31 protein-coding genes are annotated in these 26252 nt (G+C 42.4%); 4 read left to right on the plus strand and 27 right to left on the minus strand.

The window, feature by feature from the left end; translation table 11 throughout:
* Window positions 1-25: 25 nt before the first annotated feature.
* The 5 genes from lpdA to MHH40_RS07875 form a co-directional block, all read right to left on the minus strand.
* Entirely contained in the window at window positions 26-1405 is a 1380-nt protein-coding gene (lpdA, locus tag MHH40_RS07855) for a dihydrolipoyl dehydrogenase (RefSeq protein ID WP_340900888.1), read from the minus strand.
* An 18-nt stretch (window positions 1406-1423) separates the two neighbouring features.
* Window positions 1424-2569, minus strand: a complete 1146-nt coding sequence (locus tag MHH40_RS07860) for a dihydrolipoamide acetyltransferase family protein (RefSeq protein ID WP_340900889.1) — start codon at window positions 2567-2569, stop codon at window positions 1424-1426.
* Between the two features lie 17 nt (window positions 2570-2586).
* Window positions 2587-3624 carry an alpha-ketoacid dehydrogenase subunit beta gene (locus tag MHH40_RS07865; RefSeq protein WP_106036124.1) on the minus strand — a complete coding sequence of 346 codons (1038 nt, stop codon included), beginning with the start codon at window positions 3622-3624 and terminating at the stop codon, window positions 2587-2589.
* 23 nt (window positions 3625-3647) lie between these two features.
* Window positions 3648-4622 (minus strand): thiamine pyrophosphate-dependent dehydrogenase E1 component subunit alpha, encoded by a 975-nt coding sequence (locus tag MHH40_RS07870; RefSeq protein WP_113386732.1) that lies wholly within the window; start codon window positions 4620-4622, stop codon window positions 3648-3650.
* Window positions 4623-4815: 193 nt separating this feature from the next.
* Complete coding sequence (locus tag MHH40_RS07875; protein ID WP_340900890.1) at window positions 4816-5289, minus strand: SprT family protein; 474 nt, start codon at window positions 5287-5289, stop codon at window positions 4816-4818.
* A 99-nt stretch (window positions 5290-5388) separates the two neighbouring features.
* On the opposite strand from MHH40_RS07875, the gene cmpA reads away from it, so the two are divergent.
* Window positions 5389-5523: a cortex morphogenetic protein CmpA gene (gene cmpA / locus MHH40_RS07880; protein WP_012009003.1), complete on the plus strand. Its 135-nt coding sequence runs from the start codon at window positions 5389-5391 to the stop codon at window positions 5521-5523.
* 19 nt (window positions 5524-5542) lie between these two features.
* On the opposite strand, the gene MHH40_RS07885 is transcribed toward cmpA, so the two are convergent.
* From MHH40_RS07885 to acpS, 14 genes are all read right to left on the minus strand, one after another.
* The gene (locus tag MHH40_RS07885; protein ID WP_340900891.1) at window positions 5543-7702 is read right to left on the minus strand and encodes a Tex family protein; all 2160 of its coding nucleotides are present in this window, start codon (window positions 7700-7702) and stop codon (window positions 5543-5545) included.
* Between the two features lie 76 nt (window positions 7703-7778).
* Window positions 7779-8378, minus strand: coding sequence for a PP2C family serine/threonine-protein phosphatase (locus MHH40_RS07890; protein WP_034663944.1), 600 nt, complete (start codon window positions 8376-8378; stop codon window positions 7779-7781).
* Window positions 8378-9166, minus strand: a complete 789-nt coding sequence (gene sigB, locus MHH40_RS07895) for an RNA polymerase sigma factor SigB (protein WP_003214304.1) — start codon at window positions 9164-9166, stop codon at window positions 8378-8380. The genes MHH40_RS07890 and sigB overlap by 1 nt, the downstream gene beginning before the upstream one ends.
* Window positions 9132-9620, minus strand: a complete 489-nt coding sequence (rsbW, locus tag MHH40_RS07900) for an anti-sigma B factor RsbW (protein ID WP_003214356.1) — start codon at window positions 9618-9620, stop codon at window positions 9132-9134. Before rsbW ends, sigB begins: the two co-directional genes overlap by 35 nt.
* Window positions 9617-9946, minus strand: coding sequence for an anti-sigma factor antagonist (locus MHH40_RS07905; protein ID WP_003213847.1), 330 nt, complete (start codon window positions 9944-9946; stop codon window positions 9617-9619). The genes rsbW and MHH40_RS07905 overlap by 4 nt, the downstream gene beginning before the upstream one ends.
* A 59-nt stretch (window positions 9947-10005) precedes the next feature.
* Window positions 10006-11013, minus strand: a complete 1008-nt coding sequence (locus MHH40_RS07910) for a PP2C family protein-serine/threonine phosphatase (protein ID WP_003213895.1) — start codon at window positions 11011-11013, stop codon at window positions 10006-10008.
* A 10-nt stretch (window positions 11014-11023) separates the two neighbouring features.
* Window positions 11024-11425 (minus strand): anti-sigma regulatory factor, encoded by a 402-nt coding sequence (locus MHH40_RS07915; RefSeq protein WP_003214085.1) that lies wholly within the window; start codon window positions 11423-11425, stop codon window positions 11024-11026.
* Window positions 11426-11427: 2 nt separating this feature from the next.
* Window positions 11428-11796 (minus strand): RsbT antagonist protein RsbS, encoded by a 369-nt coding sequence (rsbS, locus tag MHH40_RS07920; RefSeq protein ID WP_003214235.1) that lies wholly within the window; start codon window positions 11794-11796, stop codon window positions 11428-11430.
* A 4-nt stretch (window positions 11797-11800) separates the two neighbouring features.
* Complete coding sequence (locus MHH40_RS07925; RefSeq protein WP_003214372.1) at window positions 11801-12631, minus strand: RsbT co-antagonist protein RsbRA; 831 nt, start codon at window positions 12629-12631, stop codon at window positions 11801-11803.
* A 114-nt stretch (window positions 12632-12745) separates the two neighbouring features.
* The gene (gene ndoA, locus MHH40_RS07930; protein ID WP_003214169.1) at window positions 12746-13096 is read right to left on the minus strand and encodes a type II toxin-antitoxin system endoribonuclease NdoA; all 351 of its coding nucleotides are present in this window, start codon (window positions 13094-13096) and stop codon (window positions 12746-12748) included.
* 4 nt (window positions 13097-13100) lie between these two features.
* Window positions 13101-13382 (minus strand): hypothetical protein, encoded by a 282-nt coding sequence (locus MHH40_RS07935; protein ID WP_003214273.1) that lies wholly within the window; start codon window positions 13380-13382, stop codon window positions 13101-13103.
* A gap of 293 nt (window positions 13383-13675) precedes the next feature.
* Window positions 13676-14857 carry an alanine racemase gene (alr, locus tag MHH40_RS07940; protein ID WP_340900892.1) on the minus strand — a complete coding sequence of 394 codons (1182 nt, stop codon included), beginning with the start codon at window positions 14855-14857 and terminating at the stop codon, window positions 13676-13678.
* 135 nt (window positions 14858-14992) lie between these two features.
* Window positions 14993-16009 (minus strand): LolA family protein, encoded by a 1017-nt coding sequence (locus tag MHH40_RS07945; protein ID WP_106030172.1) that lies wholly within the window; start codon window positions 16007-16009, stop codon window positions 14993-14995.
* Between the two features lie 160 nt (window positions 16010-16169).
* Window positions 16170-16535: a holo-ACP synthase gene (acpS, locus tag MHH40_RS07950; RefSeq protein ID WP_050945549.1), complete on the minus strand. Its 366-nt coding sequence runs from the start codon at window positions 16533-16535 to the stop codon at window positions 16170-16172.
* Window positions 16536-16629: 94 nt separating this feature from the next.
* Between acpS and MHH40_RS07955 the strand changes: the two genes are divergently transcribed.
* Complete coding sequence (locus tag MHH40_RS07955) at window positions 16630-17235, plus strand: rhomboid family intramembrane serine protease (protein ID WP_340900893.1); 606 nt, start codon at window positions 16630-16632, stop codon at window positions 17233-17235.
* 57 nt (window positions 17236-17292) lie between these two features.
* Here MHH40_RS07955 and MHH40_RS07960 read toward each other — a convergent pair whose 3' ends face one another.
* From MHH40_RS07960 to MHH40_RS07990, 7 genes are all read right to left on the minus strand, one after another.
* Window positions 17293-18789, minus strand: a complete 1497-nt coding sequence (locus MHH40_RS07960) for a PH domain-containing protein (RefSeq protein WP_050945547.1) — start codon at window positions 18787-18789, stop codon at window positions 17293-17295.
* Complete coding sequence (locus MHH40_RS07965; RefSeq protein ID WP_003214135.1) at window positions 18779-19258, minus strand: PH domain-containing protein; 480 nt, start codon at window positions 19256-19258, stop codon at window positions 18779-18781. Before MHH40_RS07965 ends, MHH40_RS07960 begins: the two co-directional genes overlap by 11 nt.
* A 110-nt stretch (window positions 19259-19368) precedes the next feature.
* Entirely contained in the window at window positions 19369-20859 is a 1491-nt protein-coding gene (gene cshA / locus MHH40_RS07970) for a degradosome RNA helicase CshA (protein WP_003214093.1), read from the minus strand.
* A gap of 165 nt (window positions 20860-21024) precedes the next feature.
* On the minus strand, window positions 21025-21363 hold the full coding sequence (locus tag MHH40_RS07975; protein WP_003213982.1) for a hypothetical protein: 339 nt from the start codon (window positions 21361-21363) through the stop codon (window positions 21025-21027).
* 127 nt (window positions 21364-21490) lie between these two features.
* Window positions 21491-22183 carry an alpha/beta hydrolase gene (locus MHH40_RS07980; RefSeq protein ID WP_050945546.1) on the minus strand — a complete coding sequence of 231 codons (693 nt, stop codon included), beginning with the start codon at window positions 22181-22183 and terminating at the stop codon, window positions 21491-21493.
* A gap of 27 nt (window positions 22184-22210) precedes the next feature.
* A complete protein-coding gene (locus MHH40_RS07985) occupies window positions 22211-23575 on the minus strand; it encodes a UDP-N-acetylmuramoyl-tripeptide--D-alanyl-D-alanine ligase (RefSeq protein ID WP_050945545.1) in 1365 nt (454 codons plus the stop codon).
* 81 nt (window positions 23576-23656) lie between these two features.
* Window positions 23657-24739, minus strand: coding sequence for a D-alanine--D-alanine ligase (locus tag MHH40_RS07990; RefSeq protein WP_044140559.1), 1083 nt, complete (start codon window positions 24737-24739; stop codon window positions 23657-23659).
* A 183-nt stretch (window positions 24740-24922) separates the two neighbouring features.
* On the opposite strand from MHH40_RS07990, the gene MHH40_RS07995 reads away from it, so the two are divergent.
* Both MHH40_RS07995 and fbpB read left to right on the plus strand, forming a co-directional pair.
* On the plus strand, window positions 24923-25243 hold the full coding sequence (locus MHH40_RS07995) for a thioredoxin family protein (protein WP_050945544.1): 321 nt from the start codon (window positions 24923-24925) through the stop codon (window positions 25241-25243).
* Window positions 25244-25589: 346 nt separating this feature from the next.
* Entirely contained in the window at window positions 25590-25739 is a 150-nt protein-coding gene (gene fbpB, locus MHH40_RS08000) for a Fur-regulated basic protein FbpB (protein WP_003214266.1), read from the plus strand.
* 99 nt (window positions 25740-25838) lie between these two features.
* On the opposite strand, the gene MHH40_RS08005 is transcribed toward fbpB, so the two are convergent.
* Window positions 25839-26174 (minus strand): hypothetical protein, encoded by a 336-nt coding sequence (locus MHH40_RS08005; RefSeq protein WP_003214381.1) that lies wholly within the window; start codon window positions 26172-26174, stop codon window positions 25839-25841.
* Between the last annotated feature and the right edge of the window lie 78 nt (window positions 26175-26252).

A 26252-nucleotide genomic window follows, 5' to 3' on the forward strand; every position in this document is an offset into this window, starting at 1 on the left:
CAATCGGATAGAAAAGAAGCCTTTTTCAGCAGTGCACCGCTCGTCCAATGGTTTGCAGAAAGGCTTCGTGTATCGCCTCTGAAAGTGTCGGATGTGCCGCAATAAACTGCTCTAATGTATCAGCGGTCAGCTCTGTATGCATCATCACCGCCGCTTGTCCAATCAGTTCTGTTGCATGCGGTCCAATAATTGAAACACCTAATATTTCTTGATATTGCGGTTCTACAATGACCTTTACGTGACCGGCTGGTTGATTTAAGATTAATGCTTTTCCATTTGCAGAAAATGCACATGTCCCTATCCGAATCTCCTCATATTGTTTTCTAGCACTCTCTTCATTTAAACCAACACTGGCGATTTCTGGAGAGGTGTATATGCACCTCGGAATCACTTGCTCATTGACCTTTACATGCTCACCTGATGCATGGGATGCCGCAACCGTTCCTTCATGAAAGGCAGTATGAGCAAGCTGGACCCCACCTGTCACATCACCGCACGCATAGATATGCGGGAGATTGGTTTGCATATATTCATTGACGTAGATACCGTTTCTATCAAATGCAATACCAACCTGATCAAGATTCAACTCTCCAAGCCGCGGAGTTCTGCCAATGGCCACTAAGCAAAGATCCGACTGGATTTCACACTGCTCGCCTTGATTATTCTCCACCACTACTTTACTTGAAGAGGAATCAAGCTGCTTGACTGCGGCGGACGTCAAAATATCTACACCCGTTTCTTCGAGCTGCTCGTGAAGACATTGTGCAATATCACGATCTTCTTCAGGTAAAATGTGCACTGCCCGTTCAACCATGACAACCTTTGATCCCATTCTGCTAAAGATGCTCGCAAACTCACAGCCGATCACCCCGCCCCCAATGATACAAAGCGTATCTGGAATCGAAGAAAGTGACATGGCATCCTTGCTGTGAATAATCCATTCGCCATCAAAAGGTGCAAACGGTAAAGCAGCAGGCGCTGCCCCTGATGCAATAATGATTTGTTTTGCTTGAATGATTTCAGACTTTCCTTCACTTTCTATCAATAGCTCATGTGCTGATAGAAATGAAGCCTTCCCATTTACCACGGTGACTTTGTTTTTATTCATCAAGTAGCGAACACCATCAGTGAGCTGCTTGACGACAGACTGCTTCCGTTTTTGGACAGCATCCCATTGGATGGTAGGCTCATGTTCTGGAAGCTCAATTCCAAAATGTCCAGCCGATTTCACATGCTCATACATATCGGCGCTTTGCAAAAGTGCTTTGGTTGGAATACAGCCCTCATTGAGGCAAGTACCTCCCAGCTGACCTTGATCAATTAACACAACCTCCCTGCCAAAACGGGCGGCTGTTATGGCCGCCACATAACCTGCTGGTCCGCCTCCTATAATGACCAGTGTCATGGTACGTTCACCTTCTTCCTATAAAAGAATGGATATTGGTTCTTCTAAATGTGCTTTGACCGTTGATAAAAATGCGGATGCCGGTGCTCCGTCCAGTACGCGGTGATCAAACGTAAGACTGAGAGGCAGGATGGTCCCTTTGCACAATTCATCCTCTCGATAAACAGGGGTGTCATACATTGTTCCGACGCCAAGGATCCCCGCTTCCGGCGGATTCAAAATTGGCGTGAAATGCTCTACACCATACGCTCCAAGATTGGTCAATGTAAAGGTTGAACCTTGAATTTCATCATGAAGAAGCTTTCCTTCACGTGCTTTTTGACCATACAATTTAATGCTCTTCGCCAGCTCTATCAGCGTTAACCGCTCCGCATGCCGAATGACCGGTACAGCCAATCCGTTATCTAACGCAGCAGCAATCCCAAGATGAACATTCTCAAAGGTTTCCACAACTCCGTTATGATATTGACTGTTCATCGCAGGGTGTTCTAACAACGAAAGGATCGCTGCTTTGGCTACAAAATCGGTGATGGTCAACTTTGTATCGTAACGTGCTATGGCTGTTTCATTCAGCTGTTGTTGTAAGTTTGTAAGTTTTGTCACGTCCGCTTTCATCGTAATGGTTAATTGTGCACTTGTTTGCAGGCTTTCCATCATTCTTGAGGCAATTGTTTTCCGCATCATGTTAATAGGTTGATGCTCTGTTTCGTTTTGTTTTTTCTCTTCTTGTTTTTTCTCTTTCCGTTCAGGAAGCGCATGAAGCACATCCTCTTTCGTAATTCTTCCACCTGGTCCTGTCCCCACGAGCGTATCAATGTCTAGGTTGGCGCTATTCGCCATTTTACGGGCAACAGGAGAGATTTTCTTTCTCTCTTTCTTTGGTTTTGACTGGATGTCTCTATCTTTCTTTTCCTCCACTTGTTCATTTCCTTCACCGATATAGCAGATGACCGTGCCAGGCGGTACACCTTCTCCCTCGGGCACTTTTATATCCAATATGGTTCCTTCAGCAGGTGATTCGATCTCCATTTCAATTTTTTCGGAGTTGATGCTTGCAATGCTTTCCCCTTTATTTACGGTCTCACCGACCTCCTTATTCCAGACAGATACCGTTCCTTCTTTCATCGACATGCCCAATTTAGGCATCACAACTTCGACAGCCATCTCCCTCTCTCCTTTCTTTAGTTCAAGATCTTGTCATGGCTCTTGCCAATCATCTCTAATACGGTGTTCACAACTTTATCAGGTGTTGGCAGATATATATCTTCAAGAGGTGGTGAAAATGGTACCGGTGTATGAGGAGCCGTTACTTTTTTGATTGGAGCGTCAAGTAAATCAAATCCTTTATCTGCAATCAAAGAAGAGATATCTGCGGCAATTCCGCACCTTGGATTTGCTTCATCGACAATGACAAGTCGATTTGTTTTTTCTACTGAAGTCAGAATGGCCTCTTCATCTAGCGGCGACAAGCTTCTTGGATCAATCACTTCCGCTTCAATACCTTGAGCAGATAATTGCTCTGCCGCTTCGAGTGCTGTATGCACTTGTTTGCCTACTGCAAAGATGGTTACATCAGATCCTTCTCTCTTCACATCTGCTTTACCAAGCGGCAGTGTGTAATACCTCTCCGGCACATCTCCTGTGATATTGTAAAGCGTCTTGTCTTCAAAAAAGATGACAGGGTCCTGATCCTCGATGGCTGCCAGCAGCAGCCCTTTGGCATCATATGGTGAAGAAGGCACAACTACTTTCAATCCAGGGATGCTTGTAAATAGTGCATACAAACTTTGTGAATGCTGGGCAGCTGCTCTAAAACCCGCCCCATGTGTCGTTCGAATCGTGATTGGCACCTCTGCTTTTCCGCCAAACATGTATCGGAATTTTGCGCCTTGATTCAGGACTTGGTCCAGACAAGTACCGATAAAATCATTAAACATAAGCTCCGCAATTGGTCTTAGCCCTGTTGAAGCAGCTGCCATAGCCGCGCCTACATAGCCAGCTTCACTAATCGGCGTGTCAAGGACACGCTCACGTCCAAACTCCTGAACGATTCCTTTCGTTACACCAAGAACACCACCCCATGCTTCATCATCCTGTAAGTGATCTACATGAGCGCCACCCGCAACATCTTCTCCCATTAAAATGACATCTTCGTCTCTTCTCATTGCCAGTTTAATCGCTTCATTCAAAGCACTAGACATGCTGATTTCTCTTGTCATTTCCCTCTCCCCTTTCAGGTTTATTAATATGAAACATACACATCAGTCAGCAATTCAGTATGATCTGGATATTCACTTTCTTCACTGAATCTCACGGCCTCATCTATCGCTTCTGCTACAGCCGCTTCAATACTTGATATCTCTTGATCCGTTAGCAGCTGCTGCTTTAATAATTCATTTTTAAAAAGAGTGATGGCATCTTTCTCTTCTTGATGTTCGTTTTTTTCTTGATTGGTTTTGTAGCGCTGGGCGTCTCCTTCAAAATGACCATAATTCCGATATGTCATGCATTCAATCAATGTCGGACCTTCTCCATTTTTTGCTCGTTCTATCGCTTGTTCTGCTGCTTGATAAACGGCTGTCACATCTTTTCCATCTACTTGAATACCCGGAATACCATAACTGGCGGCTCGATCCACAATCGATTTGCAGCTTGAAGCATAGGAAAATGGCGTCGCTTCCCCGTAACCATTGTTTTCTGCGATGAAAATGACTGGCAGTTTCCAGATGGCAGCGAGGTTGATTCCTTCGTGAAAAGTTCCTTGATTGTTAGCACCATCCCCAAAAAAGCAAACGCTTACATTATCTGTCTTTTTATATTTAGCTGTGAGGGCCGCCCCGCACGCAAGTGGAAAGCCGCCTCCAACAATTCCGTTGGCACCGAGCATTCCTTTATCAAAATCTGCAATGTGCATAGATCCACCTTTTCCTTTACAAAGGCCTGTGGCTTTTCCATAGATTTCTGCCATCATTCCTTTTAGATCACAGCCCTTAGCGATACAATGACCGTGGCCACGGTGTGTACTTGTAATACTGTCTTGTTCATTCAGATGAGCGCAGACTCCTACAGCAACAGCTTCTTCACCAGCATAAAGATGGACAAAACCTGGCAAGATCCCCTTTGTAAAAAGCGTGTGTACTTGATCTTCAAATTGGCGGATTTCCTGCATTTTTTGATACATCCAAACGGCTTTTTCTTTTGTGAGTGCCATTTCCATGATAAAACCTCCTATCTTTTTTGCTTGCACTTCTATACAAGCAAAAAGCGTGCCAACATCATGGCGCTTGAAAGCTTAGGTTTTTGAGCGATTCACACTGATCAAAAAAGAGACAAAATGAGACTTGCGTCTCTATTTGTCTCAATATGTCTACTTCATCTCACAAAAAAAGCATCCCATAAAGGAATGCTTATCACTCTGAACTGATTGTACGCTGCCATTTTAATTTTCCTTTGCAGACGCCGCACACATAACGAGAGGTATCAACTCGCCTTTTCCTGATAAAATACTGACCGCATCCTGTGCAGACATATTCTTGCCGTTTCTGTACACACCGTTTATTTTGTACGGTCTTTAGCGGTGTACAAAAACGCGGGGCTCCTACTTGTTTTAATAACTCTTTAAAGGAACGGTCACGATGCTGATAGCCTTTTCCCTCAAGATGCAGATGATAATGACACAGCTCATGCTTGATGATCCCGATTAATTCTTCTCGTCCATGTTCCTCTAGGTATCGGCGGTTCAGTTCGATATTGTGTGTTCCAAGTAGATACCGCCCGCCTGTCGTTTTGAGACGGTCATTAAAAACAGCCTGATGGCGGAATGCCTTACCAAAGAACTGCTCAGAAATATGCTCTGTTAACTGCTGTAACTCTCTCTCCTTCAATCAAGATCGTTCCTTTCTATAAAAACATCGAACGGGACAATTTCCCCTTTGCATACATTGAAGGTACACCCACTGTTTCGATCAAAGGAGGAATGGGCGATGCCCAACTGGCTGAAAAATCAGATGCAGAAGGCTTTTTTCGAAAAAAATCATTACCAAATCAAGTTGTTGAATCAATGCTGGTACTTCTACAGAAAAAAACATTCAGTCGCATCAAGGCACACCCCATCCTAAGGTGCGCCTCGTTTTTTGTTTACTCTGGTTTCAGCATGGAGAGGGCAACGCGGCCTTTTGTCTGGTCAACGGAGTCCACCCATACAGTCACAATGTCACCAACTGATACAACGTCAAGCGGATGCTTCACAAAGCGGTTGCTGAGCTTGGAAATATGGACAAGCCCGTCCTGTTTTACACCAATATCAACGAATGCGCCGAAGTCTACAACGTTTCTCACTGTACCTTGCAGCTCCATTCCTTGCTTCAAGTCCTCTAATTTCAACACATCTGTTTTTAAAAGAGGTTTTGGTACTTCATCGCGCGGATCACGCTCAGGTCTTGTCAGCTGATCGACGATATCTTGTAGTGTAATGATACCAATATCAAGCTGCTCTGCTGCTTCGTCCAGCTTGACCTCTGCGATTTTCTCCTTTAACTGGTCTGTGCCAAGATCATTTGGTGTCATCTTGATCATGCGTAAGAACTGTTTTGTTTCTTTATAGCTCTCTGGGTGAATGCCTGTCCGGTCAAGTGGATCTTGTCCGTCTGCGATGCGCAGGAAGCCGATACACTGCTCATAAGTCTTTGCCCCAAGTCTTGGAATGTCCTTTAGCTCTTTTCTGCTTGTGAATCTTCCAATCTCTTCGCGGCGCTTGATGATATTCCCTGCGACAGCTTTTGAAAGACCTGACACATATTGCAGCAGCGCCTGTGAGGCCGTATTGACGTTCACACCGACTTGGTTGACGACCGTCTCTACCACGAAGGTTAACGAGCTGTTTAATTGCTTTTGGCTCACGTCATGCTGGTATTGGCCCACTCCGACAGACTTCGGATCAATTTTCACGAGCTCTGCTAAAGGATCTTGTAATCTTCGAGCAATGGATATAGCACTTCGTTCTTCGACTTGCAGGTCTGGAAACTCTTCTCGCGCCAGTGCAGACGCAGAGTATACACTTGCTCCTGCTTCATTCACAATCAAATAGGAGACTGGCTGATCCAGCTCTTGAATGAGGTCTGCAATGAATTGTTCGGTCTCTCTTGAGGCTGTTCCATTTCCAATCGCAATGACTTCAATGTTAGATGATTGAATGATCTCTTTCACTTTTTGTTTCGCTTCCGCTTTTTTCTGTACAGGCGGGTGCGGGTAAATGACGCCTATATGATGGACTTTTCCTGTATCATCCACGACGGCTAATTTACAGCCTGTACGAAATGCAGGGTCCACTCCAAGTACACGTCTCCCTTTCATCGGCGGCTGAAGCAGTAGTTTTCTTAAGTTTTCAGCAAAAATATGAATCGCTTGTTCCTCTGCTTTTTCTGTCAGCTCTTTGCGTATTTCTCGTTCGATGGAAGGCTGAATGAGGCGTTTATACGCATCGTCAATTGCCGCTTCGATAAACGGTCTCGCCGTCGTCTGTTTGCCTTTTATGACTTGTTTGTCGAGATAGAAACGAATATTTTCAGCAGGTGGCTCGATGGCTGCCTTTAAGATGCCTTCTTTCTCTCCACGATTGACCGCTAGTACGCGGTGAGGCACTATCTTTTTGATGGGCTCTTGATAATCGTAATACATTTCATAGACATTTTTCTCATCGCTCTCGATGTCTTTTCCTGATGTGACCAGACTTCCCTTTTGGTACGTTTCGCTGCGAATCCATTTCCGCATATCAGGATCATCTGCCAGCTGTTCAGCAATGATGTGCTGCGCGCCTTCAAGTGCCTCTTCTACACTTGTTACTTCCTTTTCTTCGTTGATAAAAGAAGCGGCCTTCTTCTCGATCTCATCGCTTGGCAGGGTGAGTATATATTCTGCCAGCGGCTCGAGCCCTTTTGCTTTGGCTACATTCGCCTTTGTTTTACGTTTTTGTTTGAATGGTCGGTATAAATCTTCGACCTCTTGCAGTTTATGAGCTTGTTCAATTTTTTGTTTTAATTCATCCGTCAGTTTGTCTTGTTCTGCGATTAAGCGAATGACTTCTTCTTTTCGGTTCATGACATTTTGGATATATGTATAGCGCTCTGAAATGGTTTGAATTTGCACCTCATCCAGAGAGCCTGTCTGCTCTTTCCGGTAACGGGCAATAAACGGGACGGTGTTACCATCCTCTAAGAGCTTGATGACACTTTCAATTTGTTTTGTTGAAAGCTTTAATTCTGTTGCAATTTGTTTCAATAAAAAGTCAGATGTCTTCATACTTTGCATCCCCTCACTGTGTCTTCTCTTTTAGTGTATCAAAAAAATCGGCAAAACAGAAAAAAGGTCAGCTATTTTACATGAGCTGACCAAGTACATAGGTGAGATCGTCTTTCTTGTCTTGTGTGTATGTTTCAAGCTGTTTGGCAATGTCTGCAACTGAATGACTATGCTTTAAACACATTCTCATGTTTGGCACATTCAGTCCGTCTGAATACATAATGAATGTCGATCCTTTTTCGTAGGAATAGGTGTATGTTTTATATTTTCTAGGTTTCCCTGATAAGTATCCTGATGTCGGAAGTGGATAAATATAGTCGCCAGAAGGGGCATTCAAGATGAACCGAATATTACCAACCGAACAATAGGTAAACTGCTGCTGGGAAAAATTCACCTTTAATATGGCTACAGTGGCTCCGCGTTTATTTTTCATCGCCTGATTGCATCTGTCGATGAGGGTCGTCATATCCTCATGTCCATATTCTTCGACAATTTCGCTGACTAAAGAAGATGATTCATTGGCGAACTGACCGCTGCCTAATCCGTCTGCCACAGCACAAATTAGTTCTTCATCATCTGCTTTAATAAAAAAACTGTCCCCGCAGCATGATTTCCCTTCTTTATTCGATTGATAGATAATGGCATTCACATGCTCATGCTGTTCAATCTGCTTCATTACCCTAGCTCCATAGACGCATCTTCTGATAATGCATCTCGTAGTTTTTTAACTGCCTTCCGTTGCAGTCTCGATACATGCATTTGGGATATCCCTAGTAAATCGCCTGTTTCTTTTTGACTCTTATTTTGCAAATAAGTCAGATTGATAATCTCTTTTTCCCGATCTGTCAGAACATGAAGCACACTCTCAAGCATCATTTTTTGGTTTACACGTTCGTAGCCCTCTTCCTGTGAGCCAACAACGTCTAAAATGGTGACTGTGCTTCCTTCAGAATCAGCCTCTACGCCTTGGTCAACAGACAGTGCTTGATAGCTTTTGCCCATCTCCATGGTTTCCAGTACTTCTTCCTCTGTCACATCTAGGTATTCTGCAATTTCTTGGACTTGCGGTGATTTTTGCGTCTCTGTTGTTAGATGATCAACAGCCATCTTGATTCTTGGTCCAAGCTCTTTGATTCGCCTTGGTACATGGACACTCCATGTTTTATCTCGTAAAAAGCGTTTGATTTCCCCGATGATGGTTGGAATAGCAAAGGCTTCAAATGATTTACCGACTAGCGGATCGTATCGCTTAATGGCGCCAAGTAAACCAATCATTCCAACTTGTCTGAGGTCCTCATGAAAGCTTTTTCCTTTTGAATATTTTTTTGCCAGCATATCAACCAAGTTTGTATAACATTCGACCAGCGTGAGCTGCGCCTGCTCATCTTGGTTGGATTGATAGCTTTGGATAAGGCGATCCACTTCATCTTTAGTTAGTTTCATAGTTTTGGATGGTTGTGTCATGGTCAACTCGCTCCCTGTTTAAAAACTTTGTCATCGCAACGGTAACTCCGGAGTTTGCTTGCACCTCGACTTCATCCATCAATGTTTGCATTAAGTATAAACCAAGACCTCCTTCTGCCAATTGATCCACCGTATGAGCAGATGTATACGGCCCTAGGTCTTCCTGCTTTTGCTTAAAGTCAAAGCTACCGCCTTTGTCCGCGACAATGATTTCTAGACGATCCTCGTAGACAAGAAAGCGAACAGCTACCTCTCCATCTTCGCCATTTTCACCTTTGTAGGCATGCTGAACTGCATTTGTACAGGCCTCACTGACCGCAATTTTTAAGTCCTCAATCTCTTCATAGGCATAACCCATTCGACTTGCTACGCCTGAAAGAGTCAGGCGGATGATGCCTACGTATTCTGGTTTCGCTGGGATTTTCATCTCGATTAGATCTACTGATTCGTTCATTGTACCCCACCCTCTGTCTTTGCAGAAATGTCAATGATGTCCTTTAGTCCAGTAATTTCAAACAACCTTACAAGCCGATCTGACAAGTTCTCAAGCTTTAGTGTTCCACCTGCTTTTTGAGCCGCTTTAAACAACCCAACAAATACACCTAATCCTGTACTATCCATATACGTAACATCCTTCAAACAGATCTCAAGATGCTCTCCCGCCTCGGCTTTAGGCATGAGTGTTTCTCTTAGCTGAGGAGCAGAGTACACATCAATTTCTCCGCTGACACTAATTTTCGTTTTTTGATCTATTTGATGCTCTTTCACTGTCATATTCATTATGCATTCACCTCGAAATTCTTGTTTCCTAGAATTTTATATACCCGCATCTTCACTTTCTAAACCTTTCTTTTGAGCACAAGTAAAGTGAAGTCATCGTGAAGCTGAAAATCTTGTAGCTTGAGTAAGCTGGCATAGATGGCATCGACCATTTCCTGAGCTGAGTAGGGTAGGTGCTCTGCTATAAGCGCTTTGATATCCTCCCGCTCTAAAAAGCCGTCCTCCGACTTAGATTCTGTAACACCATCGGAGAATAAGATCACCATATCTCCTACGTCCAAATGCTTCTCATACTGCTTATAATCAAAATCTGGTGCGATTCCAAGTACAAGCCCTTTTGCATCTAAATCGTAAAATTTGTTCTCTTTATTGCAATAGAAAAAGCCCGGCTCATGACCAGCCGATGCATATTTAAATTCATGCGTTTCTTTATTATAACTGCCATAAAACATGGTGATAAACATACTTGGGTCTACGTTTTGCTCGACAACACGATTAAGGGTTTTCAGCACTTTAGTTGGACCGCTCCCTGACTCAGGCAAGGAATCCATCGCATATTTAATCATCGACATACAAAGCGCAGCTGGGATTCCCTTTCCAATGACATCTGCGATCGCAATATTAATCGTATCGTGATCAGTGACGAAATGGTAATAATCTCCACTCATCTGTTTTGCCGGTACACTGATCGCCCCAATATCGAACGTATCTCCTTCTGGAATTTTCGTTTCCAGAAGGGTTTGCTGAACATTTGCAGCAATTTCAATTTCAGATTTAATTTCTTGCTGAATGCCTCTAAGTGTTAAATGTTCCTGATAGGCAAGTCCGTACCCAATCATGACTTCAATTAAGAAGTCTAGTGAATGAAAAACATCTTCCGGCAAATCAGGGTAAAGCTCCTGAATCACTTTTCGGTGAACACTCACTATTTCTTCAGGAGGTATTTGATGCTCAATGGTTTTACGGCTAAATTTTTGAGCTTGATAAAGCGATGTTTCAGTTAAATCACTGATATAACGACTGAGCAGCTGATGGTACCGCTGCTCCATTACCTCCTTAAAATCCATGGTTTCCCTCCTAGCGAAGCCACTTAACAGCTTGTATCTCCGTTCCTTGTTCTGGTGCAGAATCTAATTTAAATTCATCCATCAGTCTTCTGACGCCCGGCAAGCCTGCTCCGAGTCCGCCTGATGTAGAAAATCCGTCTTCCATCACTTTACGTATATCCATGATGCCAGGCCCCTCATCGGCTGCGATGACCTTGAGTCCACGCTTTCCGCGCTCCATCACTTCTTCTATACAAATCTGACCTTTACCAGCGTATAAATAGATGTTTCGAGCTAATTCTGAAATGGCCGTCGTAATTCTTGCTTGGTCAACTGTTCCAAAACCAAGTTCTTTTGCAACATTGCGCCCCAATTGTCTTGCTGCGACTATATCCCATTCCGTCAATATTTTCACACAGGATTGGTCTTTCATATCTATTCCCCCAATTCCCGCTTCAGTGTCTCAAGCCCTTGTTCAAGATCTAGTGCTGTTTGAATTTCTTCCAGCGATATACCAAGTTCAATAAGCGTCACAGCGACTGCCGGCTGTATTCCTGTTAATACAACTTTTGCCCCCATGAGCTTGGACATGGTGATCACATCGCCTAATACCTTTGCGATAAATGAATCAATCATATCGACGGATGTTAAGTCAATGACAACACCGTTTGCTCCTGTTTCATGAATTTTATTCAGTAAGTCTTCTTGAAAGTGAAGAGCTGTTTGATCATCAAGCTCCCACTGTATTGAGATCAGAAGACAATTATATAATTTTAAGATTGGAATCTTCGGGTGATTTCTCAATTGGTTATCCCTCCAATGAAACAATTTTTCGATTTGTCATTTCCAAAGCAGTTTGAATTCCTTTTTGAAGGGTATTCTTTGTTGTAACCTGAGATAAATCAATTCCAAGGTTAACGATCGTTTGGGCTATTTCTGGGCGAATACCGACAAGTAAACACTTCGCTCCTACTAATCTCACAGCCTCTGACGCTTGAATGATATGGTGGGCCACCATTGTATCTACGACAGGTACCCCCGTGATATCAATCAAGACGACCTGTGAGCGATGTTTGACGACACCATTGAGCAGATTCTCCATAATTTTTTTCGCACGATCTGTATCAATTGTTCCAACAAGTGGCATGACGGTGATGTGCTCAAATACAGGAATAAGCGGGGCAGAAAGTTCCTGTAGCGCCATTTTTTGAAGGCTGACGGTTTTTTCCCATGAGATGGAGTACTGGTTTAAGATCTCGTTATGGATGGGTGTGATGAATCGATCGATTTGCCAAATGAGGTCATGACTTTCTTGTGTTGTATCTTTGTCATCGTTCATTTTTTCATATAAATGTGTACGGATTTCCGTTAGACCGTTTGCCAGTAACTTAAGTGATATACCCATTTGAACAATTTTTAAAGCAAAATTTTGCACTTTTTCTTCAAAATCCTCACTATACCCCTCTGAAAGAGATGTAATGATTAGTTGAACATATTCCGAACAGATGGTTTCATACATTTTGTCGTTCAGCATCATGTCCGTTTCTTTTTCTCCGAGTCGTTTTAAAATGTCCGTCCACTCATTTTCTAATTCCTTTTGATGCTTTCTTGCAAAAGCTAACACGATATGATTCGACATGTTTTACCCCCTACTTACATTTAAAACTCTTCTTTAGTCTGTCTTCATTATAACGTTAATAAAAATTGAACACAAAAAAAGTTGCTCCCAGTAGAGCAACCATATCTCACCATATTAAAAATCAATAAGAGCCAAACTAACTTGTAAGGCTTCATCAACCTTCTCCATCATCTCATCATCAAGATGTGTGATTTTATCTGTCAATCTTTGTTTATCGATTGTACGAATCTGTTCCAAAAGAATGACAGAATCTCGTTCAAAGCCGTAGCGCTTTGCATTAATTTCGACGTGAGTCGGTAATTTCGCTTTTTGTATTTGGGCTGTTATGGCTGCAACGATAGCAGTCGGGCTAAAGCGATTTCCAATGTCATTTTGAATCACCAATACCGGGCGAACCCCGCCCTGCTCGGAGCCAACAACAGGAGATAAATCAGCAAAGTAAACATCACCGCGTTTAACAATCAAATGTTTAACCCCCGCTGACTAATCGCTCAACTGTATTCTCAGCCTCAAACTCTGCGTATTGTGCCTCTGAAGAGATATTCAGATTAATTTTTGCCATCTCCATGTAGCCGCGTCTCATCGATTCACGATTTTGTCGAATATTACGTTCACGAATATACGTTTTTGTCGCTCGGTAGATCAATTCATTTCTTGTTACCTTATCCTGCTCTGCTACTCGTTCGATCTCAGACATTAAAGCCTCCGGCAGTCGAATCTTCATTTCATTTGTTGCGCTGGATTCAGACAAAAAACATACACCTCCACAAAACTTACGGATACCGTATCGATCCATTCCAAGACTAATCATACCATTATTCAATGCACAAGCAAAGCTGTTTTTTCATGAATTCTTATTAGAACATGAAGCGGCTCGCCACCCGTAAATCAAGATGATAATGGAGTTCCTCTTTCCCATTATACGCTTTTTTCCGAAAATCATACGGTATTTCCAAAATCTCTAAAAAAGGGAGAATGTTTACCCTACTTTTGTCGAATAAAAAAGAACGAAGTCAGTTTGACTATCGTTCTTTTGAATGTTGTTTATAAAAAACTTGGCCCGCCTTGAAGGAGCGGATTCCGCACATGCACTCTTTCGCCGTCCTCTAAATATACTCTTGGAACGCGGTGGCCAATCGAGCAAGTGACTTCATAGTTAATGGTTTCAAGCCTTTTGGCGATTTCATCGACTGATACCATGTCTTCTCCTTGCTTACCAATCAAAACGACCGGCTCGCCTACTGGAAGCTTGTCTTTCAGTTCAATCATGAATTGATCCATACAAACCCTTCCTGCGATCTTCCGGCGTTTTCCGCCAACAAGCACTTCCGTTGCTGCCAGCTTCCTGATCCACCCATCTGCATAGCCGACTGGAACCGTGCCGATCCACGTATCTTGATTGGCTGTATACGTCGCCCCATAACTGACACTCTCACCCTCTTGAATATGCTTTACATGGGCAAGCTTTGTATGAAGAGACATGGCTTCTTCGAGCTTGAAAGGCAATTCATCTTTGATTTCTTCAGACGGTGACAGCCCGTACATACTGATGCCGAAGCGAACCATATTAAACAAAACGTCTTTAAACCTTAAACCTGCAGCACTGTTGGCGCAATGAACGAGCAGCTTGTCCGTATGAAGCGGCTCAAGCAGTGTTTGAAAGGTGTCGACCTGCCGATCAAAGTAGGCTTCATCCTTTTCATCTGCTGTCGCAAAGTGAGTAAATACGCCTTCCAGCTGTAAATAAGAGTGCTCGCTGACAAGCTTTTTCACTTCGTTCACTTGCTCTATCGTTTTCACACCTAATCGGTTCATTCCGCTGTCTATTTTCAAATGAAAACGTATCGGTTGTCCCATCTGCCCTTTCACCACTTTGGTGACGTCTCTCAGCCAATCGATGGAGTAAGCGGTCATGATGACATTGTAACGAACGGCGACTTTGACATATTCCGGCGGTACTGCGCCGAGTACAAGTATTGGTGCTTTGATGCCTTTATTTCTTAAAGAAACCGCCTCATCTAAAAAGGCGACGGCTAATACGTCTGCTCCTGCTTTGAGAGCAGCTCTCGCCACTTCTATATCTCCATGTCCATATGCATTGGCTTTCACCACAGCCATCAGTTGAACACTTTGACCGATATGATCTTTCATATGTGAAACATTATGCTTGATTGCTGATAAATTAATTTCTGCCCATGTGTCTCTATAAAAGGCATTTGTGTCCATCCGTCACACTTCCCTATTGAATGATTCAATCCCCTCATATGATACTAAAAATCAAGAATAATGTGAAACAAATCAAAGAAAATCAGCCCATGCATAGGGCTGATGTTTCATTTCTAAGGCTCTCGCCTGAGGTATTTATTTAGCTGACTGGCCTTCTACACTCTTTGCAACCATCAAGAGCTCTTCCTTCGATAGATCACTTGAAGAAATCAAGTAGTCCACTCCGTCAGATGTCCATGAAAGGGATTGATCTGTGAGAACCCCAACTGTCATGCCAAGGTCGACTGGCTCACCGTTCATTGTCACAGGCGTAGATGCTTCAGCGACTCTCGCTTTTTCCTGAATGAGTGTGAAGGATTTCTTTCCGCCATACGTCATGACATAACGCTTACCGGCATCTGTCATCATTTCTTTCTCTTCCATCTTCTTCACACCCTCTGGCATGTCAACTGGCGTTTTCACCGCAAAGCTGTCAGATGGGTCTGCACTTGTGGCAACATCCATTTGAGAGAGTGTCATGTTTTTCTTCTCATCAAATGCATCTTTGTCAAAGGATTTATTGAATTCAAAGTGAGAGAATTCCACTTTCACCATTGGCTTTTTGTCGCTATCCAGTACTTTCACACTGGCAGGCGCCATTGTTTTTTTATGAAAGGTAATCTCTTGGGTAGGCAGCATTTGGTTGTGCTGATAATTGGTTTTGGTTTCAAACACATACTTTGAATCTTTCGCTTTGAACTGAGCGGCACTGTCATTTTTAATGTCCTTCACGAGTGACTCAAATAAGTAGACCTGACTGCTATTATTTGGCCAATCACTGTGGAAACGGAAGCTCTTGTTCAATGAAGGTGTCAGCACAAACACACCATTGCCATTTCTTAAAATGACTTGACTCTGATCCTTTTTCGGATTTTCTAAATAGACACGGTAAAGTTCCGGCTTCTTGTACCAAATTTCTACTTGATACTCCTGCGGGTCATTTCCTGTCTCAATGGTCATTTTTGCTTTGGCTTTGTATGATGTCATTTCCCCTGCCTTTTTGTTTAAATCTCCAACGATATCCTGCTGAGATTTTTGACCGCATGCGGAGAGAATCAGTACAAAAAGGATTCCCGTTACAAGCAAAACAAAGCTTTTTCTCACCCTTTTCAACCCCTTCGTTAATTGTGTTAAAAGGAAGAAACCGCTTGTTTGACTTTAACAGTACGCCTCAAGAGTTAACTGCGTACCGCGAACCATCAAAGCCTGTTAGCAACTCGCCCTTCCTTATCGCACTACCCAATATATGAAGGGGGGACAAACAATATGCAGACTAGCTTGACAACCTTTCAATTAAAACTTGTGCAGCAGCATATTCTTTCGTGTGAGTGATGGACACGTGAACCTGGTCACCCTTCGTCTTTTCGCTTTTGATGAAAGGTTTTCCAAGTTCGTCTTTCTGGATCTCCATATCATGAAAGCTTAAATGCCGGCCGATTCCCGTTCCGTATGCTTTAGCGAAAGCTTCCTTTGCTGCAAAACGTCCTGCCAAAAATTCCAGCTGCCTCTTTTCACTGAGTGTGTGAAAGATGTCTTGTTCACTTAACGTTAAAATCCGTTCTGGTAAACGAGGCTGTCTACTAAGCACGCGCGCGAGCCGGTTGATCTCTACTATATCAATACCTATTCCTTTGATCATGAGGTACCTCCTATGAGACTCGTACTAATTTGGATGTTCTCTTCATAAACGTGTTACTATAAACTTACCATTATCTAGTCAAAAGGGGTTTGTTATGTTTATTCGAACGGAGAGCTTTCAACAATTTATTAGATCGTATCCAATCGTCACAACGATCCTTGCTTTGCAATTTGGTCTATGGCTTATATTTGCGCTTCCTATCCCTCTTATACAGCTTGGTCACGACCATCTCGTCGGTTTCAATTATGGTGTAGCTACTGGAGAATGGTGGCGGCTCATCACACCTATTTTCCTTCACGGAAGTCTGACCCATATTTTGTTCAATTCTATGTCTTTGTTCTTATTCGCTCCAGCGCTTGAGCATTTGCTTGGGAAGGTTCGATTTCTCATTATCTATCTTGGTGCAGGGTTCATTGGCAATCTCGGAACCTATTGGGTGGAGCCTTTAGAGTATGTACATGTCGGCGCGTCTGGTGCGATCTTCGGTTTGTTTGGCGTTTATTTATACCTTGTTCTATTTAAACCGCATATGATGGACCGCGGCAATTCTCAGGTGATCTTAACGATTCTTGCCGTCTCTGTCATCATGACGTTCGTCAACTCGAACATCAATATCATGGCTCACTTATTTGGATTAATCGGCGGCATGCTCCTAGCACCTCTTACGCTATTTTTCCATTCAAAAAAAAGACGCTACTAACCTCATAAAAAAATGTCGATCACTCCTATGAACAGGAAGCGGATCGACATTTTTTGTTTAAGAAGATTTATTTTTTTCATACGAATACCAATCCATTACACGTGCTGCATCTTCTTCCTCAAGGTGATGCACACCAAAGGAATCAAGCAGCGCAGAGGATTTCACAAAGGTGTGAATACTCGCCACTCGGCCTTTCTTTTGGAAGAAAGATTGCGTCATCGTATAGTTTTGCATTCGTTTTCTCAAGACAATGCCAGTGGTTTTGCCAATGCCTCTTGATGTCAGTTGAATCAATGGATCTTTGATCTTATAGCCTGATTGTTTATAAGCTAAATAACCAAAAAACAAAGCAATAGGCAGCGGAATAAGTGCCAAATACCCCCATGGCGGAAAACGGACAGATAGGATTACGCCGACAAGTAATGGCACAAAGCCGAAAGAGATCAGGTAGCGCTTGAGCGAACGCTTTGGCACCTTTTTCAGTTCAGCTTCTGGCGCCAAATGATAATCATCTGTGAATTGAGAGAGCAGTTCGTTGATTTTTTTCTTCCGAATCAGTGGAAATAAGACGGAAGAGGTTTCTTTTTCTGTAATAGAACCTCCTGCACTCACAAGCATCACCGTCGCAAAGCCAAAGGGTTCACGAAGAATATTTTCTTTGATTTTCACTGCTTGAATTCTCGCAAGCGGAATGGTCATTTGATGCCTCTCAATGAGCCCTCTTGTGATGATGATGTCTTTCCCTTTTCGTTTCGCGGTAAAATTCGCATATTGAAGGGCTGTTACCCCAACACTAAGAATCCAAGCAATCAATACGGCAATAAATATGAGAATCGCATAAATCTCAACACTCGCATGACTTAAAAAAGAAAACCGCTTGAGGAAACCGTCCAAAGGAAGAATTTCATCTATTTGTGTGTAAATGGCGAGGCACCCAGAAATAATGACTCCGATCCCACTGGAAGTGGTCGCAGCCAAAAGCAGCTCTGGTATACCCATTCGGTAGGAAACATTGATTTCTTTTTCTACAGGTTGCTGCGCTGTCAGAGGATCATGCGGGACATCCCCATTTTCATCCACTTCTTCTTGCTGCAAGCTTTTCTTCCGGTTGAAAATCGATTGCTTTAATTGTTCCGCTTCTGCTTTTGTAATCGCCGTCAGACTCACTTCCGGACCGTCTGTTCCGCCAGCTGTTTCGATTTGGACCCGCACCAAACCAAAAATCCGTTGGAAGATACCTTCACTTGTATTCACCGTTTGAATTCGCTCTAACGAAATATATTTTTTCTTTTTTGTGATGACGCCCGATTCCACGCGAAATTCATCCTCTTCCATCCGGTAGGTAAATCGCCTCCATGCTAAAACGGTTGAAACAGCTTTCCATAAAAGAAGCACACCAAGAAAGATAAATGCATAAAAACGAATGCTCGAATTCGAGTTCACAAAAATAAGCACGAAAAAAGGGATAATGAAGTTTTTAATCATGGATACGGCATCTGATATAAAATCAATGAACATCGAGATTGGATGTACACGTTTTGGTTCAGACATCATCTTCCGTCACCCTTGCTAAACGAGATATGTAATCACGAAGCTCATCTGCTTCTTCTAATTCTAGCGCCGGTATATCATGAACTGTGGCAGCAGTCGATATTTGAACAGATGCCAAACGGTAGCGCCTTAAGAGCGGTCCTTGTGATGTATCGACATGCTGGACACGCACCATCGGTACAATCACACGTGTAACGCGAATGAGTCCATGCTGAATTTCAATTTCATTTTCGAATACTTCGTAGCGCCAGATGCGATGACGTATTTTCGGTATAAGCCAAATGCCAAAAATAACCTGCAAGACCCATAAACCGGCGAGGATGGCGCCAATCCAATATGGCCACTGTAGATAATAACTAGCAACAAATACCCCAATGATGATGAGTAAGAAAATCAATGAGATAATTCCATTTTGAAGACGCCATACCTTTAAACCATTTAAACTTATTTGACGTTGCGGCTGTTTTCTCACATTCTTCCCCCATTCTCTTACTTTTCTATCAATATATTACGAAAGAAAGCCTAAAAAGTTTCAGTAAACCTGTTAAAAAAAGCGAATCCTGCAAAGGATTCGCTTTTGAATTAGCTATTATAAGATTTCTTTTGACGGCGATCGCTAGAAGAACGATTGCGGTCATTTGAAGAACGCTTTTTATCACCGTAAGATGAACGGCTTTTTCCGCGATAGCCGCCTCCGCCGCCACCGTCTCTACGTTTAGAAGAGCTGCGGTTGTTACGATTGCGTTTTGAAACCATTGGTGCTTCATCTGTCAAACGAACAGGCGTTGCATCTGGCTCTTTTGTCATCATTTTGATGGCAGCCGCAACCACTGTGACAGAATCATGATCTTCTAGCAATTCAGCAGCAGCTGTCATGTAGAAGTTTAAGTTGTTTTCACTGATGATTGTGCGCAGACGATCAATGGTTACTTGTTGTTGTCCCTCGATTGCCTCATCTAGTGTTGGTTCTTTCATACGATCCATTTTACGTTTAGTTGTTTGCTCGATCGCACGAAGCATATCTTTTTCACGCGGAGTGATAAATGTCACCGCCATACCTGTACGTCCAGCACGTCCAGTACGTCCAATACGGTGTACGTAACTTTCTGGATCTTGTGGTACGTCAAAGTTATACACGTGTGTTACGCCTGAGATATCAAGTCCACGTGCTGCAACGTCTGTTGCTACAAGCACATCGATTGAACCTTCTTTGAATTTACGAAGAGCAACCATACGTTTCGCTTGAGTCAAGTCACCATGAATTCCTTCAGCTGTATAACCTCTAAGGTTAAGTGCTTCAGTCAATTCGTCAACGCGGCGTTTCGTACGGCCGAAGACAATTGAAAGCTCAGGTGATTGAATGTCAAGAAGACGAGTCAATGTATCAAACTTCTTACGCTCATGGATATCCAAGTAGAACTGTTGGATGTTAGAGACAGTCATTTCTTTCGCTTTTACTTTTACGTGTTCTGGGTTTGTCATGAAACGTTCTGCAATGCGCTTAATTGGTGCAGGCATTGTCGCAGAGAATAAAAGTGTTTGGTGTTCACTTGGTACATTTGAAAGGATCGATTCAATGTCTTCGATGAAACCCATGTTTAGCATTTCGTCTGCTTCATCAAGCACAACAGTTTCAACATTTTGAAGACGCATTGTACGACGGTTAATGTGATCGAGTAAACGTCCTGGAGTCCCTACGATGATATGAGGATTTTTCTTGAGCGAACGGATTTGGCGACCGATATCTTGTCCACCGTAAATCGGAAGTACACGCGCACGCTTGTCTTGGCCAATTTTGTATAGCTCTTCAGATACTTGAATCGCTAATTCTCTTGTTGGCGCAATGATAATCGCTTGGATATTTGGAGACGCTGGGTCAATTTTTTCTACAAGAGGAATACCAAACGCTGCAGTTTTTCCTGTTCCTGTTTGTGCTTGTCCAATGACATCTTTATTCTGAAGACCGAGAGGAATTGTTTCCGCTTGAATCGGTGTTGCTTCTTCAAATCCCATGCGGTTAATAGCTTTCATGAGACTTTCGCTTAATTGAAAATCTTGAAACGTTATAGTCAAATTATTCAAACTCCTTCTAATTGCTGTTTCAGTAATCTCGTGAATGATCATTAAAAACTGCCCTTACCCGAAAGGACAGGTCCATTATATACAAAGCCCGAATTACCCTACCTTATATCTTACCATTACACTATTTGTTTTTCAACAAGACAGAAATGGATATATCTACTGTTCCACAATGACAGATTCACCATCACTTTGATCGCCATCCATCCATTTCCACTTTTCGAACAGTTGAATTTTTCCGTTATCCAACTGCTTAGGTGTAGAATTGCAAGACCCGCTTCTCATGCTGCCGTCTTTGCTGACATGGTGGTATCTAAAATGAAGTGTTCCATCCTCATTTACAGTTCCTACAAGTACACCAGATACAATACTGCCGCCTTGATATGTGCCCGTTAATATATTCCCGTCCTGACGATATTGAAATATGGTGCCTGCCGATACTTCTCCGTTACTCGAATTAGACTGCGGGACAAAGGTTTTTCCATCGTATTGAAACAACCGAATCAGCCACCTTTTCTTTCCTATTGTACCATAGGCTTGTCACTCATTCGACAAAAATGATGCAATTTTTAACAAGTGGGATTCAATTTATATTAGTTTAGCCACATTTTCGCTTTTCTATAGATTAAATTGTTTTTTTTAGAAATTGCTCTACTTTTCCAAACAATTGCTGTGCACACGGCTCGTGACAAACATGATGTTTACAGTCAGGTAAATAAAACACTTCTTTCTGACGAGACGGGATTTTATGATCAATAAATTGTGCACTTGAAGCTGGCACAATCCCATCGCTTTCCCCTTGAACAATTAACACAGGGAGGTGTAGTTTCTCAAGGGAGCTCTTCGTTTGCTTCACCAGTTTCATAAATTCAACAGCGGCTGACAGCGGTGTGCTCGTTAGCTTATGACGGTATCTATCATACAAAGGATTCGTATCAATCAGCCCAGACAATGATTCTTTCACCAACTGCCTTGTGTCTTGAATCATTTGTTTTGGATTCACATATTTCGCCGCAGCACTTAAAAGGACGAGACGAGCAACTGGATACTTCGCTGCAAGATAAGAAGCAATCATTCCTCCCATGGAAAACCCGATCAAAAAAATGGTATCACATGTTCTGTAAAGAGAAAGAAGTTCTAATTCAGCTGTCGCAATCCATTCTTGATAGAGAATACCTTTTAGCTGAAGTTCATCTCCATGCCCCGGAAGCGTGACAGACTGAACGTTCCAATCTGTCTTCTGCTTTAAATATTGCGCTAGCGGTTCCACTTCATAGGGAGCGCCTGTGAATCCATGTATACATAGACAGCCAATCATTCTGTCACCTTCTTTGCCGCTCACTTTTTATAGCGCAGTAATGACTTCTTCTAATCTCATGCCGCGTGAGGCTTTGATGAGAACAACATCGTCAGGACCTGCTACATCAGCAAGTTTTTTCTTCAGTTCCTCTTTGTCCATAAATGAGGACACGCGCGCGTCACCGAATGATTTCTTTGCTCCTTCAGCGATGAATGCACCTAGGCGGCCATACGTCATCACATGATCAATGAATTCAGGCTTGATGTAGCGGCCTAGTTCATAATGATACGTTTCTTCCTCGCTGCCCATTTCGAGCATGTCTCCAAGGACAAGAATCCTATTTGCAAAGCCGTCCATATCTCCTACAAGATCAATGGCAGCTTTCATGGAAGTAGGACTTGCATTATACGCATCATTGATAACAGTGATTCCTTTTTCTGTTTTAAACAGTTCAAGACGCATTCCTGTTAACTTTGTTTGCATGAGTCCTTGGGCGATTTGTCTTTCATTCAGTCCGAAATGCTGGCCTATGGCAATGGCAGCAAGGGCATTCTTTACATTATGTTTCCCTAATACAGGAATGAGAAACCCCTGGGCATACCCTTCGACCTGAAATTCAGTTCCTTCTGCAAGCTGGTTGATATGCGTTACCTTGATATCACAGTCCTCTGCTTCTCCAAAGGTTTTCACTTGCTGCGAAAGTGCAGTCGCTCTCTCGCGGATCAAAGGTTCATCTCCTAAATAATAAAAGGTACCATCCTTTTTTAGCCCTTTTGTGATCTCACATTTTGCATCAGCAATGGCTTCTCTTGATCCTAAATCTTGCATATGAGATTCTCCGATATTGGTGATGACTGCTGCATCAGGCTCAGCTAGGTTTGACAAGAACTCGATCTCGCCTTTTGCACTCATGCCCATCTCCAAGACAGCTATCTCTGTACCTTCTGGCATCGCAAGAATAGTGAGCGGAAGACCGATATGATTATTAAAGTTACCGTCTGTTTTATGAACTTGATACGTTGTTTGTAAGACGGAATGAATCATATCTTTCGTTGTCGTTTTCCCGTTACTTCCTGTAATACCGACAACACGAGGGTTTTCTTCTTTTAAATATGATTTTGCCAATTGCTGCAGTGCTGCCAGTGTATCGTCGACAAGAATGACAGGTACACCGAACGGTGGATTGGCTTCTTTTTGATTCCAAAGAACGGCTGCGGCTCCAAGCTCCACTGCTTTAGAAGCAAATGTGTGACCGTTAAAATGTTCTCCAATTAAGGGGATAAACAATGCACCTTTTGATACTTTTCGTGTATCTGTCGTCACTCCGTAAATTTGCTCTTCGCCAAAAGCTTGATTAGATAGTGTCCCACCAGCCATTTGGGCGATTTGATTCACTGTACGTTTGATCATGATTTTTTCGCCTCTCTTTCTCATTTCACGTTTGAAGGAAAAGAGACACTACCTAAGGATAGTGTCTGCTTGTTGCTCACATTAAAAAGTCGTTTTAATGGTTTGTTTTTCTTGATGGCGTTCAATTGCAAGTGACACTAGCTTTTCAATTAGCTCTGGATACTCTACACCAGTGTGCTTCCAAAGAAGCGGGAACATACTGAATGGTGTGAATCCAGGCATTGTATTCACTTCATTGATCAACACTTCGCCTTTTTCTGTGAGGAAGAAGTCTGCACGTACAAGACCAGAACCATCTAGGGATTTAAATGCCTTAATCGCCATATCATGAATCGTCTTGTATTCATCTTCTGACACACTCGCAGGAATGATCAAATCTGTATCGCCATCTTCATATTTTGCTTTGTAGTCATAAAAATCTGTTTTAGGTGCAATTTCACCAACGACAGAGCACTTCGGCTCGTCATTTCCTAATACACCTATCTCGATTTCTCTTCCTACGACGCCTTCTTCTACGACCACACGACGATCATATTGGAAAGCCAAGTCGAATGCGGTTTGCAGCTCTTCTTTGCTGCGGCATTTGCTTATTCCAACACTTGATCCCATGTTGGCAGGTTTCACAAAGCATGGATAGCCAAGTACTTGTTCTACCTGTTCTAAGCTGTCTGCTGTGGCTTTCTCATAGTCTTTTTTATTGAAGGAAAGGTGCTTTGCTTGTGCAAGTCCTGCTTGAGCAAAAACATCTTTCATCATGACTTTATCCATACCCGCGGCAGAAGCAAGAACGCCGTTGCCGACATACGGGATATTTAGCAGTTCAAGTAATCCTTGCATCGTTCCATCTTCACCATTTGGCCCGTGCAACAATGGGAAGACAACATCAATCTTCTCATCAGCGGATGCAGGCTGTGGAAACATGCTCTCATTTAAAGAAGTTGGTAAAAACGTCTTTGCGCTCTGTTCAAATTGAAGCATTCTGACGTTTGATACTGGTTCAGTGAGTTTTTCTCCTCTTAGCCATTCGCCCTCTTCTGTAATATAAATTGGATGTATATCGAACTTCTCAGTGTTAAGTGCTTTTGTAACTGCAAGGGCTGTTTGCAGTGATACATTATGTTCGGCTGACTTTCCGCCGTAAATCAATCCTAAACTTATTTTCAATGGATACTCCCCCCACTAAAATTCATCTTTACTATCTTATCACTTTCAAGCAAAAATGCTCTAATTAATTTTTGTTGTTACGGAATTGAAATGATTTGTAAAGTTGTAAGCGCCTCCCGAGCATTTGTATGTCATTCGCCTTTATTTTATATTAAAATGACATTGAAAAGGAGTTGTGACAAATTGAAAAAAATCACAAGTACTGAACAATTCAATGAAATCATTCAATCTGACAAAGAAGTCATCGTTAAATTCTTTGCAACATGGTGTCCTGACTGTACAAGAATGGACATGTTCATTCCAGACATCTTAGAGGCGTATGCTAACCATGAATGGTTTGAAATAAACAAAGATGATTTCCCTGAATTAGCAGAAACGTATCAGGTCATGGGTATTCCAAGCCTGTTAATTTTCAAAAATGGCGAAAAAACAGGTCATTTACACAGTGCAAACGCAAAATCACCTGAAGAAGTGACAGAGTTTCTTCAAGGGCACGTTTCTTAAATCGTGAAACGAAGGACATCAGCAAACACTTGCTGGTGTCTTTTTTTCTCCATCTCTTACATCAAATCTCTTCATAAGACGAATTGTTCAGTCAAAACGTTTCAATGAGCGAAAGAATGTTTTATATAGATGCTTCTCTTACGACAAGAAATGACAGAAATTATTTCCTGGGAAAGAATGAGCGTCGACTAGGCTTCGAATTTGTCGATTACGTGAATTTTCTGAATATAATCTTTACTTCCGGCATTGTGCTTTGTATAATAAAGGTGCTAATTGAAAATGATTATCAATTTCATCTATGTAGAATCCTATAGACGTCTATTCTTATAAAGGAGCGATGAGTCACATGTCTAAGAAGAAAATCAAAACGTATCAGCAATTGATTGAAGAAAACAAGAAAGCCATCATGCGCGATCCTAAAATGATGGAAAGTATATACGAAACCATCGACAAAAAGCATCAGAAGCAGCTTGCAGCTGCTGGACGTGAATCATAAACATAAGGGGGAGCAGTCAAAGCTGGCTGCTCCTCTCTTTTGTCTTTTTCAACAAAAAAAGCCGATAAAATCTATGCTGTGATTTTATCGGCTTTTGTTTTAATGTGATTTCGCTACACGGTCCTGCTTCATTCCTAAATAAATGAGCATATATGTGAGATAACCCATAGTCATTGTTAAACCACCGAAGAAGAACTGAGAAAAGACAGGCTCCTCAAATGTTGTGACAGCTGCAAGTATGATCCAGCTCGCATATAAATAAACCATGAACCATTTCATGTTTCTTTTAAGTGTATACAGAAAGAAAAGACCCGCTAACGAAAAGATCCCCAGCGCTAGTCTGAAATAAATAAGATGATCAAACTGGAAGGCAAAAGACACAAACGAAAACGACAGCAGCAACAAAATGGGTAAAGCCGTAATGAAATTTTTCACGATAGTGCCACCTCCAAGACTCCCTCTTATTATAAGACAAAATCAGCCGGTTATCGTGAAATGCAGACTCGTTTTCAC

It is taken from the genome of Bacillus sp. FSL K6-2431, assembly GCF_038005165.1.
Classification (GTDB): Bacteria; Bacillota; Bacilli; order Bacillales; family Bacillaceae; genus Bacillus; species Bacillus pumilus.